We start from the raw sequence: 19,567 nt of genomic DNA on the forward strand, positions 1-19,567 counted from the left end.
AATCAGTTATTGAAGATTCCTTAAAAGAATTTGCCACGGTTGTCTTCGATCTTGCTCAGCTTTTTCAGCACAGCAAACAGCTGACCATCCAGCGCAGCAAGCATGCTTTGTTCATAAGCACGGCTTACGCTCTTAGGATCCTGACCGCCACCAGCGTTCTGGTAAGCATCAACTTTTACTACATATACACCAGCGTTACCTTCGATTGGTGAGCTAACCTTAGCAGTACCCCAGTTCTTGTTGAAAGCTGCACCTACTACGCGAGGCTCAAAGCCCATGCTAGCTACGAAAGGAGTACCGAAACCGATACCTTCAGCTTTCTGCTCTGGTTGCGCGGTTGCTTTTGCAACGTCAGCCAGGGAAGCAGGAGATTTGATCTTTTCGATGATCTGAGCCGCTTTCTTTTCTTTTCTAACTTCTGCTTCAACAGTAGGTTTTACATCAGCCAGTGGCGCAACACCTTCAGCACGAACAGCAGTCAGCACAGCTACTACATAAGTGTTATCAAAAGTGAATACGTTACTTACCGCACCAGCTTCAGAATCATATGCCCAACGAACCAGCTCACGAGCCTGGCCGATACCTGGAATTACGAAGTCCATAGGTCGGAGGTTATCAGCAATACGTTTGTTAAGACCTTTCTCCTGAATAGTTTTTTCGAAAGTTTTCTGGTCACGGTTCTTAGAAGCGAACTCATTTGCTTGAGCGTATGCTTTGCTGTCAGTTTCACGGCTAGGCGTTACTGGTTTAGCAAGGTACGCGATCTTAACAGCGGAACCCACATTCTTCTGGTCCATGATCTGGATCAGGTGGTAACCAGCCTGTGTTTTTACTACTCCGATAGAACCTTTAGGTTTTTCCAGTGCGAAATCTTTAAATTCTTTCAGGAAGTCAGTAGAAGGAGTTACATCATATTCACCACCGGTTGGTTTGCTTCTTACGTCGTCTGTAAATTGTTCAACGAGCGCTTTGAAGTCAGCACCACCTTTAAACGCTCTTTCGATACTATCGATACGAGCTTTAGCGATAGAATCAGGTAAACCACCACCCTGTGGGTTCTGGGTAGCAATTAATATATGACGTACTTTAACGCTATCCGGTAAAGTCTTACGATCGATCATTTTAGCATAAACGATCAGGTTGTTATCATAATAAGGTCCGAATACAGCACCTACTGGTAAGCTAACCAATGTATCTTTCTGAGGCACCATCAGTGCGCTCTTAGCCACATAGCTATCATAAAAAGGCAGGTCAGAGTTACGGTTGATAAATGCAGCAATGTCGTTGTTACCGATAGTATCCAACTCCTGTTTTGCATCCATCAGTACTTTCAGGGCAGCAGCTGTATCAGCAGCTGAAGGGATCACGTTGAAAGCGATATAATCTACTTTACGGGATTCTTCTACCTTGAACAGTTCTTTATGTTTATTAATGAACTCATTCAGTTCGCCATCAGTTACTTTAACAGTAGAGTCAGCGATAGAGGCATACGGAACGGATACATAAGAAATAGATGCTGTCTGTGCGTTATCCAGGATTTGCTTTTCAGCTAACCATTTAGGATAATAAACTGCCTGTTTGATCAGGGAGAGATATTTCTCAGAAACTCTTGACTGAGCGATATAGTCTTCCAGCTGGAGTAGACTGGCACGCATCTGACCGGTTTTATCCTGGCCGATGCTGGCAAGTACCTGCTGCATACGTACACGGTCAAACTTTCCTGTTTTCTCATCAGTGAACTGTTGAGTAATAATAGGACTAGGATTTTGACCGGTGAATTGATCCTTGATCTCTTCTTCGGTTACCGCGATACCCAGTTTCTCGTACTGAGCATTCAAGATATTGTCGCTCAGGAATTTGTTCCATGCGGATTCACGGGCCTGCTGAGTGATTTGCTCATTCACGCCCCCATTAGACATACGCATACGGTCCTCAGCAGTCTTAATCATTTGCTGATAGTCCGCAAATTCGAGTTCCTCGCCGTTTACTTTACCAACAGTCGTGGAGCGGCGGATAATTGAGTTTTTGCCAAAAAAGGCATCCTGTAGCAGGAAACTAACAATAGCCAGGCAGATCACTACTACGATCACCACGGCATATTTATCCCTGATCTTCTGAATAACTGACATATATTATATAGTCTAAATTTTTTAAGGAAAGCAAAAATAGAATAAAATAATTGTAACTACAAAAAGGTTTTCATTCGCCGAAACCCAATACAGTAAAGGGTTTGGGGCATTTTATCGTGAAAAGTATTCCAAGTTTCATTCACAGGTTATCCACATTTGTCATGATTTTTGTACCAGGTATTGGTTGCACCTGTTGATTTTTAAATACGGCTACAGGCCATTATTTCAGGAAAAGGGTGATGCCAAAACCATGTGTTTGGTTATTCACATTTTGGAAGTGGCAAATTCTTCATCCACATAAAATTGTGAAAAAGATTCATGTAAAGCTAAAAAAGCAAATTCAACCTGTGATAACTTTTTAGTTGTAGTTTATCCACATCGGCTGTTAAAAAACTGGCAAAAGTTGTTCAATATCTTCTTAAAAACTCTACTTCGGGTACCTGAAAACTAATTTTGTTATTTCAAAAGAAACTGGTCCGGATGGAAAAAGTGGATTTCTCCGCCGAGTTTTACCTCACTATTAACATTTTCTTAATACAGGGTCCATTAAAAAATTATTCACGGGAAACGATATCCACGGGTGTGGATTAAAATAGGGTTTTCCAGTGCTATGGCCAATCTCGACTGTTAATTTGCTGTGGATAGCCGTGTTAAAAGGAATAACAACTACATTTGTACACAGCGGTCAAAATTTGTTTTCACATATTCACAGCCCTAATAGTAGTGGGTTTTTCTTTTTTAAAAAATAACTAGATATATAATTATGATGAGGGAGCTGGAAATTGCTAAAAGCGAACTTCAAAAAAAAGGGTACCTCGATTTGCCGGTTGATGTGCGTCTGGACCTTTTTGCAGAAATCGAAAGATTAAAGAAAGAAAAAAATGCGATCGTCCTGGCGCATTATTACCAGGAACCAGATATTCAGGATGTAGCCGACTACATCGGAGATAGTTTGGGCTTAAGTCAGCAGGCTGCAAAAACCGATGCTGACATTATTGTTTTTGCCGGTGTGCATTTTATGGCTGAGACAGCAAAGATTTTGAGTCCGCAGAAGAAGGTATTGCTTCCTGATCTCAAAGCGGGTTGTTCCCTAGCCGACAGCGCTCCTCCCGAGCTTTTCAGAAAGTTCAAGGAGAAGCACCCCGACCACCTCGTTATTTCCTACATAAACTGTTCTGCGGGTATCAAGGCCCTCAGCGATATCATTTGCACGTCCTCTAATGCCGAAAAGATCATTGAGAGCGTTCCAAAGGACCAGCCGATCATTTTTGCCCCCGACAGGAATTTAGGCGGTTATTTGGCCAAAAAAACGGGTAGGGAAATGTTACTATGGAACGGAGCATGCATGGTGCATGAGATATTTTCCCTTGAAAAAATAACAAAACTGAAGATCCGTCATCCGAAAGCCAAGGTGATAGCGCATCCAGAATGTGAAGCGGCTATTCTCGATATTGCCGATTACATCGGATCGACAACTGCGCTGTTGAATTTTTCGAAAAAGGACGACGCGAAGGAATACATTGTGGTGACCGAAACCGGAATTTTACACCAGATGCAAAAAGAAAATCCTTCGAAAACTTTCATTCCGGCTCCTCCCAATAATGCATGCGCCTGCAACGACTGTCCACACATGAAATTGAACACACTTGAAAAGTTGTATTTGTGTATGGAGTTCGAACAACCAGAGATTACTATGAACGAACAATTGCGGATCGCTGCTAAAAAACCGATTGAGCGTATGTTAGAGATCAGTGCTCAGTATGGATTATAGTTAAATGTTTGAAAAACAATAAATTATAACTTAGTTTCAGAATAATTTATCATAAAAAGGCCTGGTTAGCGTGCTAATCGGGCCTTTTTTATGCCTATAAAGGCCTGATCAGTAGCTTAAACCGCTTCGTTTCGTAGGCTTATACAGGCTAATTTGTACTAATGCGTTGGTTTTTCTAACTGTCTGTAGATGAAATATTTTTAAAAATCACGTGGGGGGGTACGGGGATTTTTCGTACAGGCAATTCTCAGGATGCTTATTTACGAAGGCCTTATAGCTGTAATAACTTCCCCTCATAAGATAATCATCCGGATAAGTGTATCCTGACGGCTTTATGTGAAGGCCTCATAGTTTTGTTGAAGTTTGATATGCTGTAGGGGACTACGGGAATTTAGTTTTCAACATGATTATGGGGCTTTCGTTTTTGAAGGCCTTATGGATGCAACGAAATTCACATTGTGTGAATTGGGATTGTGTAATAAACTATAAGCCGTTTATTTTGAATGTTTTTTAGGTGAACTACGTGTGGATATCGTGTGGGTACCTACGAGAATGTTTAATTTATTGAACGGAAATCGCCTTCCTTTTTGAACACGTTATAGAGGCGATGGTGTTTTAAATGTGGATAATATATGGGGCTATTTAAACCTCAGCCTGTTCATGAAAGCGTTATGCTTGAAATGAATTTTTTTACCTGTGGACACCCACAGGTCTTTTTATTTAATAACGATTATGCGCGTTTAAATTTTAAAGGCCTTTTAGTTGTGATGGGATTTGGTTGCCTGGGATATTCTGAAGATCACTTTATTCTCAGCGCTTTCACGAAGCGCTTGTGTGTGAGGTAATAATTTATTCCTGTGTATACCTACAGGTTTTTTTGTCTGATCGAAAATGACAGGCCTTTATTTTTTAATGGCCTGTAAATAAGGTGAAAGTCAGCCGTCTGGAGAATAGTTAGATGTATCAAATTCTCAGGCTTTCATGAAGGACTTGTGAATTGATTGATGATATGTAGCTGTGGGATACCACAGCTATTCTTTCTCGATCAAAAATGTGAGGCTTTCGTCGGTAAGAGCTTTCTAATTGCGATAAAAATATCAGGACGGAGCGGTGTATAGATGGATTAATTCTCGACACCTTCGCTAACCGCTATGTTTGGGATAATGCAAAAATGCTGTAGGTAGGTACGAGTGAAGGTAATTGGAGTCAACTACATGTTACTTATTTCTGGAGCTTTGCAATAGCGAAAGAATTTTGAAGGGGTACTAATAAATGCGATATGTTTCTGGCCGTTTGTTAAGCAAGAGCCGATTATACATGTGATATCCACATTTTTGAAGAATTTTTTTCATTTTTTCTAATTTCTTTTGTCGACGCGCCGTTCTCCCCAGAAAATGTGAATATGTGAGTTACTTCAGGTTATTTTCCCCCGATGTTGCTTTGTTATGCGGAGTAGACGGAGTTTTTCATTGAATTTCATGCCTTTTTACAATGACATTGTGGAAAAGTTTTAGGAACCTAGACTATAAATAGGTTAAATGAAGAAATATATTTATTGCACCTTTGAAATGTGAATAACAGGGGAGGATATCGCGAGGTTTTTGTTATTTATCTTTTTATTTCTGTTTTCTGGCGCTCTTATGTGGATTTGCGACCTGATTTTTTTTCTTTCTGATAGGAGATATTAACAACTAATTGATTTAAGAGGAGCTCATGTGAATTTATAATCTTTATTATGCCAGTTCATTGTCCATCCTGCTTTTTTAGCATTTTCAGGGGTAATATGCCCTTTTTCTTATTTTTTTTGCCAATTTAGCTTTAGAGCATATGATAACTAGACAGTTATCCACAAATCAGCACTTAATCCAGGACTTCTCCATATTTTTACAGACTTTCTCATTGTAGTCTAATGTTCTTTCCAATATGGTTGGAAAACTTCAATTTATTCACAATAACATGGCTAGCTTGCATACCAAGCAGCTATTCAATAGTGTTTCGGCATGCAGACATTTGGGTGAGTAGTGACAATGTCAATGGTGGCAGGGAAAAGTATACACTTCGACCCCGTTTAGTTCTGCTCCAATGAAAGCAGAGATGGAATGTTATCAATCTATATGATGTTTTTTAAGGCAGGCTCTCCTTCTCTGCGTTGTTGAACTGTAAACATATAGTAGATAGCTAGGTAATGATAACTATTGCTAAAGGCAGGTGTTTTTAGAAACTACAGTGGATTGGCTGCCTTATATAGTCAGGTCATGTTTATTTCAGCAAAGACGTTCTTCCTTTTCTTGCGATATTGGGCGAGGGGAGTATCGTGTTGAAGTAGATTCAGATAATGGAGGGGGAATAGAAAGGATATTGTAGCAAAATAATATTAGCGGTTAAACACGAATGACCTGGTATTGTTTCCTATTAAAACGAAGACCAGGTCATTCACATTCTTTAATCAGACCAATTCTTCTACCCATATATAGTCTGCTTCTGTTTTTCGGAGGGATAGATTATATCCAGCTACCATAATTGAGATAGGATCTCCAAGAGGGGCGATCTTCTCCACTTTCACTGTCTCACCAGGTACACAACCCATTTCCATTAACTTAAGGTGCAAATCATCTTTTTCGAAAGATGTGATCACGGCACTTTTTCCAATAGCAAGTGAAGACAACTTAATCACTCCTTTTTTCATCCGTTGTATTTTAATCTTTAATGCCTGAAGAAATTCTCAATCTTAGTCGGGTGATAAATTGCACCTTTATACTAAGTAATGGAGCAAAGGTACTGGCTGCCTCCCAATCGAACAAAGACAGTCTAGCTGTAATCCGAAATTTCACCATATTTTTACATTCTCAATCACTTACATAAACATAGTTTCGAGGTATGGCGATCAATTTTACTGCTAATGAGGTAAAGGTTAATCTGAAGAACAGAACAAAGCTCAAAGCTTTTATAAAGGAGTTATTTACCAGAGAAGGACAGGGGCTTAAAAATCTTCAGTATGTTTTTTGTAGTGATGAGTATCTACTCGAAATCAACCAGGAATTTCTGCAGCATGATACCTTAACTGACATTGTTACTTTTGAATTAGGAGAGGATCCGAATATCACTGAAGGAGAAATCTATATCAGTATTGATAGAGTTAGGGACAACGCGGAAAAGTTTAAGGTAACTGAAGAGCAAGAATTGCATCGCGTAATTTTCCATGGCGCCCTACATCTCTGTGGTTACAAAGACAAGACAAAAGAGCAATCTGCCAACATGAGGGCGAAGGAAAATGAAGCAATTGAAATGTATTTTGGCATAAAAATATCATAATGTTCCACGTGGAACATTTGTAAAAACCGGATCGCCTGATCCGGTTTTTACGTTTATGGGACTTGAAGTTGATAACCTAGTCCGATCAAAAAAACCTTTGCACCTATCAATAAATTTTTCAATTCCAGTGAGTCAATATTTAAAGAGAGCTGGCAGCTTGCTTGCAGTCCGCTGGTTAAGTATATTGTCGAACTTTGTTTTTATGGATAAATGAAGCAAGTTTTATTGTGATTCAGTAGACGAGGTTCAAGGAAGAATTATTTCTAATTTGTCTAATTAGAACTGTTTGTTGTAGGAATAGCGTTTTATAATACTGCATCTTTAGTAATAGGGTGAACTTTTTTTAGACTGGTATGACTATATTCCCTTTCTTAAGCCCTTATGTTGAACCTGGTCTGTGTAGGAGAGATATTAACCTCTGCCGGGGGCAGTAATCTGGATAGGGTGAACGCCCTTTATAACAGACTAAACTTGCAGTAATGATCGTTTTTTTATCATGGGTCGAGTGTTTAGATCATTGATTCTTTTCGATTGATAATTTATCCCACACATGCATTTATCCTGAACAATACTGTTCCTTTTTTTTGTCTTTAAACTTGAATAAAGGTTGGCAATGTTAGCGACTAATAATAGTTAGAAGTTCTGATCTATCTCCTGGTGTATTATTTTGGATAGCTATTTCTTTTGTAATTGATCGAAGTTTAACTGTCCAGTACCCCTATAGTATCTGAAAATTATAAATGCTTATACCTGCATAATAAATATTTCCGTCGGCCCCTTACAATGTTATTTAGCTATGCACTTACCAGAAGGTATAGCATTATAGGGACAAGATTGTCGAAGAAGGTGAACTTCTTTTCAACGATTGACATCGAAAAGAAGACATATGTCTTCTAATATTTACGTATTGCTCTCAACTGGTGTCATCCGGATCCTGTGCTGATAATTGCTATCTTACGCTCATTTTCTGTTTTTAAACGGGGGATAGACATAGGATAATAAATATCATAGCAAAACTAGGCAAAGATCCGCCATTAACCCGTTGTAGGCACCTCGCCATATTATTTGCCCAGGTGTCATGGGAACTGACGCTTTGCCTGACTGCTTGAGGAACTATCTTAACTCTCCAATTTAGATTTGGAAACTTGCTATTATAAGAGTGCGTTAATAATGTGAGATCCTGAAATGTTGATTCAATTTGAGATAATCGAAGAGAATGTAAGAAGTAAGTTTCCCCTGTCATATACCTCCATCCAATAGCTAAATCTTTTAAACTTGTCTCGTCAAGTCAGATTCAGGAACGTAGCCTGATTAGTTTTTCTGGCATTTAATCTAGTACGAACTATATCCTCTTCTAATTATTCCGTCGTCGGTCTTGCCAAACATTTTATCAGCGTTTTGATGCGGCTCTGGCGCTTTTGCGTTACATAGCACCCAATGCCTTGAGAGAAGAAGATAGTCCCAACTCGATTGTGATCGACCGGGCTCAATACATCTCCTTCAGGAACGGATACGACCCGAATATCCTTATGAGGTACTTTTCGAAGTCTGGGTATACAAGCGACGAACAAGCGACGAACTAGCGACGGCCAAGCGGTATGCAAATGACGGTATAGCAAAAGCGGCTGAAGGCGAACAGCCAGGGTGATACTTCTCAGCGCATATCTGAAACGCTGCCTATTAAATGATGTGAACCGATCCTTCCACGACATAATAACATAGACTTACATTTCGATATAGGAGGTTACTCCAATATTGTTTCAAGGAAAAATCACTTTTTTATCGACAATAACATTTGAGAGCCGAAATATTTACGCCCATAAAATCAGACTATCGAACCCAAATATATCAGGTTATAAACAGGTTTTTTTTAGATAAAGAGTCAGGCAAAATTCCTTAAACTTGTTAGGCTCGTATTTTTAAATATACCTTAGCCCCCTTTAGTAAGGAAAAAGTCAATGTTCCACGTGGAACATCATATATCCTCCCTTCTATGTACTTTTGCAGTTCTATTTAAACAAAATTATGTTTCCATCATACGATGTAATTGTGGTAGGCGCCGGACATGCCGGTTGCGAAGCGGCGGCAGCTGCTGCAAACATGGGATCAAAAGTACTGTTGATCACCATGAACATGCAAACCATCGCTCAGATGAGTTGTAACCCGGCAATGGGAGGTATCGCTAAAGGACAGATAGTTAGAGAGATTGATGCATTAGGAGGATACTCAGGAATTGTGACGGATCAATCTATGATACAGTTCCGGATGCTGAACCGTTCCAAAGGACCGGCGATGTGGAGTCCCAGAACCCAGAATGACAGAATGTTGTTCGCGGCGAAGTGGAGAGAAGCATTGGAACAGACACCTAACGTTGACTTCTACCAGGACATGGTGAAAGGACTACTGGTGAAAGATGGCAGATGTTATGGCGTAGTCACTGGAATGGGACACGAAATAAAAGCTAAATCAGTTGTACTGACAAATGGTACATTCCTAAATGGAGTGATGCATATTGGCGACAAACAATTTGGTGGAGGACGCGTTGCTGAAAAAGCAGCCACAGGCATCACAGAACAATTAGTGACGCTTGGCTTCGAAAGCGACAGATTAAAAACAGGTACCCCGCCAAGAATTGATGCCAGAAGTCTAGATTATTCCAAAATGGAGGAACAACCGGGTGACGATGTAATCACCGGTTTTTCTTACCTGGATGTTGAAAAGATTAAACCTGAGCAACAAAGAAGTTGCCACGTCACTTATACAAGTGACAAAGTACATGAAATGCTGAAGACAGGTTTCGACAGGTCTCCTATGTTTCAGGGCAGGATTCAGGGGGTCGGACCACGGTATTGTCCAAGTATCGAAGATAAGATCAACCGTTTCGCCGAAAGGGACAGACACCAGTTATTTGTAGAACCTGAAGGTTGGAACACGGTTGAAATTTATGTGAATGGATTCTCCACATCCTTGCCGGAAGATGTACAGTATAAAGCACTGCAGTTGGTACCTGGGTTTGAGAATGTGAAAATGTTCCGTCCGGGATATGCTATTGAATATGATTATTTTCCACCAACCCAATTACAATTTTCTCTGGAAACTAAACAGATCCAGCACCTGTTTTTCGCCGGGCAAATAAATGGTACTACTGGATATGAGGAGGCCGCATGTCAGGGTCTGATGGCAGGCATCAATGCACACCTGAAAGCAAACGGTCAGGCGCCATTTGTATTGAAAAGGAGTGAAGCCTATATCGGCGTACTGATAGATGATCTTATTAATAAAGGTACCGATGAGCCATATAGAATGTTCACATCAAGAGCTGAATTCAGAACATTGCTGAGACAGGATAACGCCGACCTGCGGCTTACAGAGACTAGTTTCCAAATGGGACTCGCCCGACAAAACAGGCTCGACAAAGTGATTATTAAGAAAGAAGGTGTAGAAAAGATCAAAGCGATTCTGAAAGAACTGCCAATTGATCCGGAAGATATTAACCACCTGCTGGCTGAGAAAAATACCTCGGCATTACCACAGCGTATGCGCGCTTACCAGATCCTCCTGCGTCCTTCTATGGATATCTTCTCCATGAAACGCAACGTAACAAAAATCGGGAAAGCACTGGCTGAGTTTTCAGACGAAGTACTGGAACAAGCAGAGATCCAGATCAAGTATGAGGTATATATTGAAAAGGAAAATGACCTGGTGAAGAGAATGAGTCAGATGGAAGACCTGCTGATACCTGATGGTTTTGATTATACCAAACTGGTATCACTGAGTGCAGAAGCCAGACAAAAATTTAACAAGATCCGCCCACGTACCCTTGGTCAGGCAAGCAGGATCAGTGGTGTAAATCCAAGCGATGTACAGATACTGATGGTATACATGGGGAGATAACAGCAATAATACTCAAAGAGAAAATAAAAATACATGCTTGTTATGAGCATGTATTTTTTTTGTTTATATTCGTTTGATACCAGAAATCACGTTAACCCTGAGTAGATGTAAACGACTGAACCTATGACTCGACCAGCATTTATTTCATCCAGCAAAAAATTCTAACGAAGCAGGCTGAAATTTATTTATAGCTCTTGCCACTAATATCTTAATTAGTGTTCTATGAATTTATTCATCATCCGATTTTCTGAAAATTTACAGATCAATTTTACGCAACGTAATATTTCGTGATTACTGTTACAATTGTACACAGCACACACATGCCGTGTATAATATATTAACATAGTCATTACCGTCTTTAAGATAAAAGTTAAGGTTAAATTAGAAGTATATAGCTCCCGGACCGCTTCTTCGGACTGGGATTTTCTTTAAAATATTAAAATATTGATTTTCAATCATTTGATCTTTTACAAGCGTTAAAATAGCGGCTCTATTATCTCTTCATAATTCGACGATCAGTAGATGAGTAAGGGTAATGTTCCAAAACAGGATAATTGTTCTAATTCAGGCTTAAAATGCGTTTTCTACTTTATTATGGAATTAGTAACTTGTTTTTACATAAAAAGGCACAGTATATGCTCAATACCTTACTTACTTGCACTGCGTTATTAACTACTACTATGTTGTCAGCACAAACCGATACGACAAAAGAAAATTTTTTACTGGTAGGCACTTATACAAAAAGTGCAGAGGAAGGTATCAATGTCTATGCATTTAATACGACTACCGGTAAGCTACGTTTCGTCAGCACGGCAAAAGATGTGAATAATCCTTCTTATCTCGTTATTGCGCCGGATCATCAACATGTGTATACTGTCAATGAAAATGATGAAGGAGGTGTCAGTGCCTTTGCATGGGATACAGTGAGTGGTAATCTAACTTTTTTAAATAAACAGATATCCGGTGGTGCAGCGCCTTGCTATATTACGACTGATGCAGATGGAAAATATGTGATCGTGGGAAATTATAGTGGTGGTAGTCTGTCGGTATTGCCTGTTCGCGAAGATGGTAAAATTGATGCTCCTGTGCAAACAATTGAGCATACCGGCAGAGGGCCTAATAAAGAAAGACAGGAAAAGCCGCACGTGCATTGTGTGGTCTTTGGTCCAGATAAAAATACATTGTACGTATCGGATCTGGGCATAGATCAGGTAGTCATCTACAATTATAAACAGGGAGATGTCTTGCCACTTGTACCTGCAGATACGGGCTATGCTGCATTAGCACCAGGTGCTGGTCCGCGACATCTTACTTTCCATCCTAACGGAAAATGGGCATACATTATTCATGAACTGGATGGAAAAGTAACAGCGTTCAATTACGTTAATAAAAAGCTTGTTCCATTTCAGACAATATCTATGTTGCCCGCAGGGTACAAAGGTCCTGTCTCTGGTGCTGACATTCACATCTCTCCGGATGGTAAATTTTTATATGCCTCCAACAGAGAGAAATTGAATAATATTGTTATCTACAGTATCGATCGTAAAAATGGTCAGCTTGTAAAAAAAGGTGAACAACCTACTGGTGGAAAAGCACCGCGCAACTTTATGATCGATCCTGATGGAAACTTCTTACTGGTTGCCAATCAGAATACAGATAATGTGGTTGTATTCAAAAGAAATAAACTGACGGGGTTATTAACATCAACTGGTCAGGAAATCAAAGTACCCAAGCCTGTTTGCCTGAAAATGATCGGAACGAATTAACTTTTGCTGATGAAATACTGGTATCTGATTGGCATAACTTTTTCATAAATATTAAAAACCAAAGATCATGAAAAAGAAAGTGACGAAACCAACAGATAAGAAATCCGAACTCAAAGAAGATGAAAAATTTCCGGGCTATCCTGCTTATCCTGCAAATGAAGATATCACTTACAGAGGTGAACAGGAAGATCTCGATGTAGAAAAGGTAACAAGATCTTCACGTTTAAATAATGAACTCGCGAGAGAAGAATTTGTTGATCCAGCTGAAATGGATGAAGGACTCGATGTTCCTGGCGCAGACCTTGACGATAGTAATGAACTGATAGGAGAGGAAGATGAAGAAAATAATTACTATAGCTTAGGTGGTGACAGGCATGAAGACCTGGAGGAAGATAATGACCAGGCCTGATCATATATTACAATAAAGGAGTTAGTAATCTGCATACTGCATCAATAAACTTTTCCCACACAGAACGGTTCCTCCATGATCGGCGATCGATGTGAACCGCATCCTGTAAGTCCTGTTCAAATGCTGCATTCAGCTTATGCACAAATGGTTTGTCATAAACGACTACAGCAATTTCGCTATTCAGATAAAAACTCCTGTAATCAAGGTTTACAGAACCGACAATTGCAAGATTATCATCTATTGCGATTGACTTTGCATGTATAAAACCTTTCTGATAAAAATACACTTTCACACCTGCATCAAGCATTGATTTGATGTAGGATTGTGCTGCATGTTGTACAAAAAAGGAATCTCCTCGATGAGGTAAAATGAGCTGCACTGTCTTTCCTGATAGTGCAGCCATTTGTAATGCAGTTAATATCTGTTCATTGGGAATAAAGTATGGATTGCTGATGCGAATGGAACGTCTGGCATTATTGATGGCCATCAGAATTGTTTGCATGGCCATTGGAAATTCTGAATCAGGCCCGCTGGCTACAATATCAGCAAAACACTTCTCCCGTAACTCAGAACGATGAAAATAAGGAGGACTAAACGGAAAGGTTTGTTTGCTGCAATAACGGTAACTCATCAGGAACTGTAGCTGCAGAAGATTTACAACATCTCCTTCCAGTTTAACATGTGTATCTCTCCAGAATACAGGATGCTTTCCATTATTAAGATAACGGTCATCAATATTAATTCCACCGGTAAATCCAACCTCGCCATCAATGATGATAATTTTTCTGTGATCGCGGTAGTTGGCGTTGAGATAAAAATTGACCAGCACTGGAGAAAAAGAATAGACTTCTGCGCCGTTTTCCTCTAACAGGTCTGGAATATCATCTATATTATCGCTACCCAGATCATCATAAATAAATCTTACTTCAACGCCTTCCTTCAGTTTTTCTATCAGTACTTCAGTTATTGCATTGCCCACATCATCAGCAGCAAAAATGTAGTATTCAATATGTATATGATGCTTCGCGGCTTTTAGTGCGTTTATTACGGTGGGGTACTTTTCTTCTCCATTTAGTAATAGTTGTACGCGATTATCACAGGAGAGTACAGAGTGCCTGGTATTCAGCAGCATAGCTGAGATCTCCTGTTTACTAGCTACTTCTTTCCTTAACTGGAGCTGCATTTGATCAATCTCCATTCTTTGTGACTCCCAATATCGCAGCATCAGGGTTTCATCCTTGCTGCCTTTGAGCGTAAACCGGCGCTTCTTGCGGAGATCTCTTCCCAGGTAGTAGTAGACTACTAAACCCAGTATGGGAACAAAAACAAGCAGCATGATATATGACATCGCCTTCACAGGATTGCGGTTCTCCAGCAGAATGGTACCTACAATACCCAGAAAGGAAAGAGAGATTAGCACATAGCCTATAATTTTCAATGCGATATGCCAGTTTGTGCCCCAGAGAAAATATAATATCTGATACACGGTAATGCTTGATAGTTATGTAAATAAAGGTAATAGTAATATTATTAGAATAAATTATCGTCAATAATCGTTCTTAACATAAATTATCTTTTTTTTTGCTCTTACAACGAACTGTACATGAAGGAATCAATCCTTATTAAACTGGAAGCATCCCGCAGGGAATTGTTGGACCTGGGACTACGTAACCCCTTGCTAAATTATCGTTTACCCGTAAGTCGCGGAGTACATATCGAACAGGAGACCGTCAGCAGTATTTACGAAGTACTGGTGAAACAGGGAAAGGCGATGACTTTCCTACCGAAAGCGGATGTGAAGGAAAAGAAAGCCGTAGCAGAACAGGAGACAATACCCGAAATTGTACCTGTTGAACCTGTAGTATTGCCTGAAGTGGAAGAAGTAGTATATGATACCCGGTTACAGACAGCAGAAACAGCTACCGCTTTACAGAACAGATTACTTAATACATACTATGCTGCACGTACCAGTCTTGAAGAACAAGGTGTTAATATCCTGTTCCTTACATTGGGTATGTTAAAATGGTATGAAAAAGATAATGGTAAAGAGGCTCGTTATGCGCCGCTTATTTTAATACCTGTATCTCTTGAACGATCAAGTGCAAGAGAAAGGTTTCGTTTGCGCTATACCGGTAGTGATGTTGAAATGAATCTTAGCTTACAGACTAAGATCAAGGCTGAATATGGAATTATACTTCCTGATATACCAGAAGGAGATGACATAGCTGTTAATGAATATATACAACAGGTCGCAGATACTATTAATGGTATGCAGGGATGGGACGTGATCACAGATACTGCAGAACTGGGCTTCTTTTCATTTGGTAAACTGATGTTGTATCATGACCTGGATAGTGATGGATGGCCTGCTGATGAACAGCCTGCGGATCATCCGATATTACAGAGTTTGTTCGGAGATGGATTCAGTGATGGTGCGCCTGTTGTTCCGGAAGACGCATTCATTGATACAGACACGAATGCACATGAATTACACCAGGTAGTTGATGCGGATGGCTCACAATTGCTAGCTATGCTGGCGGTACAGGAAGGTCGTAACCTTGTGATACAGGGGCCTCCTGGTACAGGTAAATCGCAGACAATTACCAATCTTATCGCCAATGCAATTGGTGAAGGAAAGAAGGTATTGTTCGTGGCAGAAAAGATGGCTGCTCTTGAGGTGGTAAAACGTAGGCTTGACAGTATACAGCTAGGCGATGCCTGTCTTGAACTGCATAGCCATAAAGCCAATAAAAAAGAATTACACCAGGAATTAAGAAAGACGCTGGAGCTACGTAAGCCGGCTATTCTTCAGTTGCAACAGGAAGTTACACTACTGAATGACTATCGTCAGGAGCTGAATGATTATAGTATTGCTGTTAATACACCTGTTGGTGAAAGTGGTATTACGCCGCAGCAATTGATGGGATATCTGCTGCAGTTAAAAGAGCAGTTTCCTGATACTACATTGCCAAGAATTCCTTTACCTGATATGGATAAATGGAATGCACTGAACATGAAACGTGCAGAAGCTATGTCGGCAAGAATAGAGCATAGACTGAAAGAAACAGGAATGCCTTCTTCTTTATTGTTCTGGGGAGTTAGCTTAACCGTATTAACGCCTCCAGAACAGGATAGATTAACGCCTTTGTTGCAAAAGGCATTCGATACAATCACATCGCTGCAACATGAAAGTGCCGTGATTGCAGGACAGGTGGGATTGTCTATGCCGCTTAGCAGAAAGTATAGTATGGATCTTTCTTTCTTTGTACAACTGGCATCCATACGTCCTGATATAACAGGAGTGAACTTAAGGCATCCGGCGTGGTTGCAACAGAAAGAGGATATCAAAGAGTTATTGCAGACAGGAAAACGTTTGCGACAGATACGTCAGGTATATGACGCAATTCTTATTCCTGAAGCATGGGATCAGCAAGTGCTTGAGATCAGACAGCATCTACTGGCGTATGGTGATAAGTGGTATAAGTTTTTAAAAGGCGATTATAATAAAACGAATCGCCAGCTGGCTGCCTTATGTAAAGCTGGAGTACCGGATGAGTTGTCTGAGAAACTTGCTTGTGTTGACGCTATTCTGGAAGCAAGGCGGCTGGAAAAGCAATTGCAGGAGCAGGAGTTACTGGCGAAAGATCTGTTCCTGCAACGCTGGCAGAAGGGACAGTCTAACTGGGATGTGCTGGAAGCTATTACTAATTATGTTACAGAAGTGCATAAGCAGATCAGCTATGGTACTTGTACGGTGGTAATACTAGATTATCTGGAGAAGAATGAGCCAGTTGAAATAGCGAAAAAATATTACGATACTTTATTGAGAGTGTTGCAACAACATGGAGCTGCTATTGATGTCATTATCAGTTCATTTGCGTTGAATGAGCAGCGGAGATTCAGAGATGTGACGCCATTATTACAGCGCACCTATGAAGAGCAGCTGGTGATGATGCAGTCATGGATAAATGGTTTGCCGGAAATCCATCATGCTATTTCCTGGAACAACCTCGAGGCTACGGCCAGAACAGAAGGATTGCAAACATTGACGGATGCTGTTGCTTATTGGCCGGAAGCAGTAACTGCGTTAAAAGGAGCATTGCAGAAAACATGGTATGAATATCTGTGGGAAAAAGCATTGATGACACATGCCGCATTGAGAAAATTTGAGCGGTCCAGTCATGAAGCTGCCGTAAAGCAGTTTGTGAAACTGGATACGTTAAATCTTCAGTATAACAGGGCACGTGCAGCGTTGAAACATTACGAAGGTATTCCACCAATGGAGGCTGGTGGACAGGTAAATGTGCTGCGTACAGAGTTTAATAAGAAGGCAAGACATATGCCTATACGTAAACTGGTGCAGGCAGCAGGATTAGCTATACAGGCGATTAAGCCTGTATTTATGATGAGTCCACTTTCTATTGCCAATTTTCTTCCACCCGGATCATTGCAATTCGATCTGGTGATATTTGATGAGGCCAGTCAGGTAAGGCCTGTTGATGCATTAGGTGCGTTGCTAAGAGGAAAACAACTGGTAGTTGTAGGAGATAGTAAACAGTTGCCACCCAGTAGCTTCTTTGACTCATTATTAAAAGAAGTAGATGATGACGAGAACGTAACAGCGGATATGCCGAGCATTCTCGGGATGTGTGATGCACAGGGTGCGCCACAGCGAATGTTACGATGGCACTATCGTAGCCGGCACGAGTCACTGATCGCTATGTCGAATCACGAGTTCTACGAAAACAAACTGGTGATATTTCCAAGCCCTGGTGCAGCACATCAGATGGGGTTAGTTTATCATCATCTGAAGGAAGCTACATACGATCGTGGTAAGACCAGAACAAACCAGCAGGAGGCAGATGCAATTACTGCGGCTGTTATTGAACATGCGCACAAACATCCGGGAATGAGTCTGGGAGTGGTTGCTTTTTCGACAGCGCAAATGCAGGCGATACAACAGTCACTTGAATCGGCGAGAAAGAAGATGCCGGAGCTCGAGATGTTCTTCAGAGCGCATCCGCATGAGCCATTCTTTGTGAAGAACCTTGAGAACGTCCAGGGGGATGAACGTGATGTGATTTTTATCAGCATAGGCTATGGCAGAACCCCGGAAGGAACAGTAAGCCTGTCTTTTGGTCCGCTGAACAATGAAGGCGGAGAGAAACGACTGAATGTCTTGATCACACGTGCGAAACAATGTTGTGAAGTGTTTACTAATCTGACAGCGGATGATATTGATCTTACCAAGACCGAAAGTGAGGGTGTACGTGCGTTGAAAAACTTCCTTTACTTCGCGCAACATGGATCAATGAATCGGGTATATACGGATGTTTTTCCTGCTAACATACCTTTTGAAACATTGGTAGCAGATCAGCTGACTGCCGCAGGATACAATGTTAAGAAGCAGTTAGGAAGCAAAGGATTTTACATCGACCTCGCTGTTGTAGATCCGGATTATCCTGGCAAGTATATTATGGGTATAATGTGTGATGGAGCGGCATATCATTCTGCAAGATCAGCAAAAGACAGAGATAGGTTACGCCAGCAGGTACTGGAGAATATGGGATGGAATATTTATACCGTGTGGAGTACGGACTGGTTCCGTCATCCAGTGCGTGAGTTAAAACGATTGATCTCAGCGATTGAAGCTATACGAGAAAATGGCGTTGATCAGCAGGAGACAGTAGTGCCTACCGAAGATTATACAATGGTCAGAGAGGAAGATGAAGAAGGGACAGACATACCATTATATGAGATGGCGGTATTACCGGAAGAAATTGCACTCAAGGACCTGCACCAGCATCCGGCGGATAAGTTAAGATCATGGCTGGAGATGATCGTACGGGTAGAAAGTCCTGTACATGTTGAGGAGGCAACCCGCAGAATATTGGATGCAGCAGAGGTATCGCGTGTAGGTAACAGGATACGCGAAGTGTTGAAGGCCGCAATTGCCGATGCTGTAGGTAATGAAACAGTTATTGTAAAAGACGAATTCCTGTGGGATGCCGAGATGCAGCAACCATTCGTACGAAGCAGGGCGAATCTTCCTTCTGCATCGCGAAAGATGACTTACATAGCACCGGAGGAATTGAACGTGGTGATTGAAAAAGTGGTAGCAGATGCGGTGGCAATTACGGCAACAGCGGCTATCCCTGTTATTGCAAAGACGTTAGGTTTTGCAAGGGTAACAGAAGACCTGCGTGCCGAGCTGGAGGATGCTGTAGAAACAGCCCTGGCAGATGGCATCATCTACCAGGACGATGAATGGTTAAAAGTTAAGTAG

The 19,567-nt window shown here is 40.9% G+C and carries 9 protein-coding genes; 6 read left to right on the plus strand and 3 right to left on the minus strand.

Translation table 11 applies throughout. The features are described 5' to 3' along the window. Positions 1 to 20 precede the first annotated feature (20 nt). A complete protein-coding gene (locus GWR21_RS19350) occupies positions 21 to 2,129 on the minus strand; it encodes a peptidylprolyl isomerase (protein WP_162333338.1) in 2,109 nt (702 codons plus the stop codon). 763 nt (positions 2,130 to 2,892) lie between these two features. Here GWR21_RS19350 and nadA point away from each other — a divergent pair. Then, entirely contained in the window at positions 2,893 to 3,900 is a 1,008-nt protein-coding gene (nadA, locus tag GWR21_RS19355; RefSeq protein WP_238429889.1) for a quinolinate synthase NadA, read from the plus strand. Between the two features lie 2,446 nt (positions 3,901 to 6,346). Here the strand turns inward: nadA and GWR21_RS19360 are convergent. Then, a complete protein-coding gene (locus GWR21_RS19360; protein ID WP_012788419.1) occupies positions 6,347 to 6,586 on the minus strand; it encodes a FeoA family protein in 240 nt (79 codons plus the stop codon). Between the two features lie 191 nt (positions 6,587 to 6,777). On the opposite strand from GWR21_RS19360, the gene ybeY reads away from it, so the two are divergent. From ybeY to GWR21_RS19380, 4 genes are all read left to right on the plus strand, one after another. Continuing rightward, on the plus strand, positions 6,778 to 7,212 hold the full coding sequence (ybeY, locus tag GWR21_RS19365) for an rRNA maturation RNase YbeY (RefSeq protein WP_162333339.1): 435 nt from the start codon (positions 6,778 to 6,780) through the stop codon (positions 7,210 to 7,212). A 2,025-nt stretch (positions 7,213 to 9,237) separates the two neighbouring features. Continuing rightward, positions 9,238 to 11,106: a tRNA uridine-5-carboxymethylaminomethyl(34) synthesis enzyme MnmG gene (gene mnmG / locus GWR21_RS19370; protein ID WP_162333340.1), complete on the plus strand. Its 1,869-nt coding sequence runs from the start codon at positions 9,238 to 9,240 to the stop codon at positions 11,104 to 11,106. Between the two features lie 680 nt (positions 11,107 to 11,786). After that, positions 11,787 to 12,872, plus strand: a complete 1,086-nt coding sequence (locus GWR21_RS19375; RefSeq protein WP_238429891.1) for a lactonase family protein — start codon at positions 11,787 to 11,789, stop codon at positions 12,870 to 12,872. Positions 12,873 to 12,939: 67 nt separating this feature from the next. Then, the gene (locus GWR21_RS19380) at positions 12,940 to 13,281 is read left to right on the plus strand and encodes a hypothetical protein (RefSeq protein ID WP_162333342.1); all 342 of its coding nucleotides are present in this window, start codon (positions 12,940 to 12,942) and stop codon (positions 13,279 to 13,281) included. A 7-nt stretch (positions 13,282 to 13,288) separates the two neighbouring features. Here the strand turns inward: GWR21_RS19380 and cls are convergent, their stop codons facing one another. After that, a complete protein-coding gene (gene cls, locus GWR21_RS19385; RefSeq protein ID WP_162333343.1) occupies positions 13,289 to 14,767 on the minus strand; it encodes a cardiolipin synthase in 1,479 nt (492 codons plus the stop codon). Positions 14,768 to 14,884: 117 nt separating this feature from the next. On the opposite strand from cls, the gene GWR21_RS19390 reads away from it, so the two are divergent. Then, entirely contained in the window at positions 14,885 to 19,567 is a 4,683-nt protein-coding gene (locus tag GWR21_RS19390; protein WP_162333344.1) for a DUF3320 domain-containing protein, read from the plus strand.

The sequence above is a fragment of the Chitinophaga agri genome, from assembly GCF_010093065.1.
GTDB lineage: Bacteria > Bacteroidota > Bacteroidia > Chitinophagales > Chitinophagaceae > Chitinophaga > Chitinophaga agri.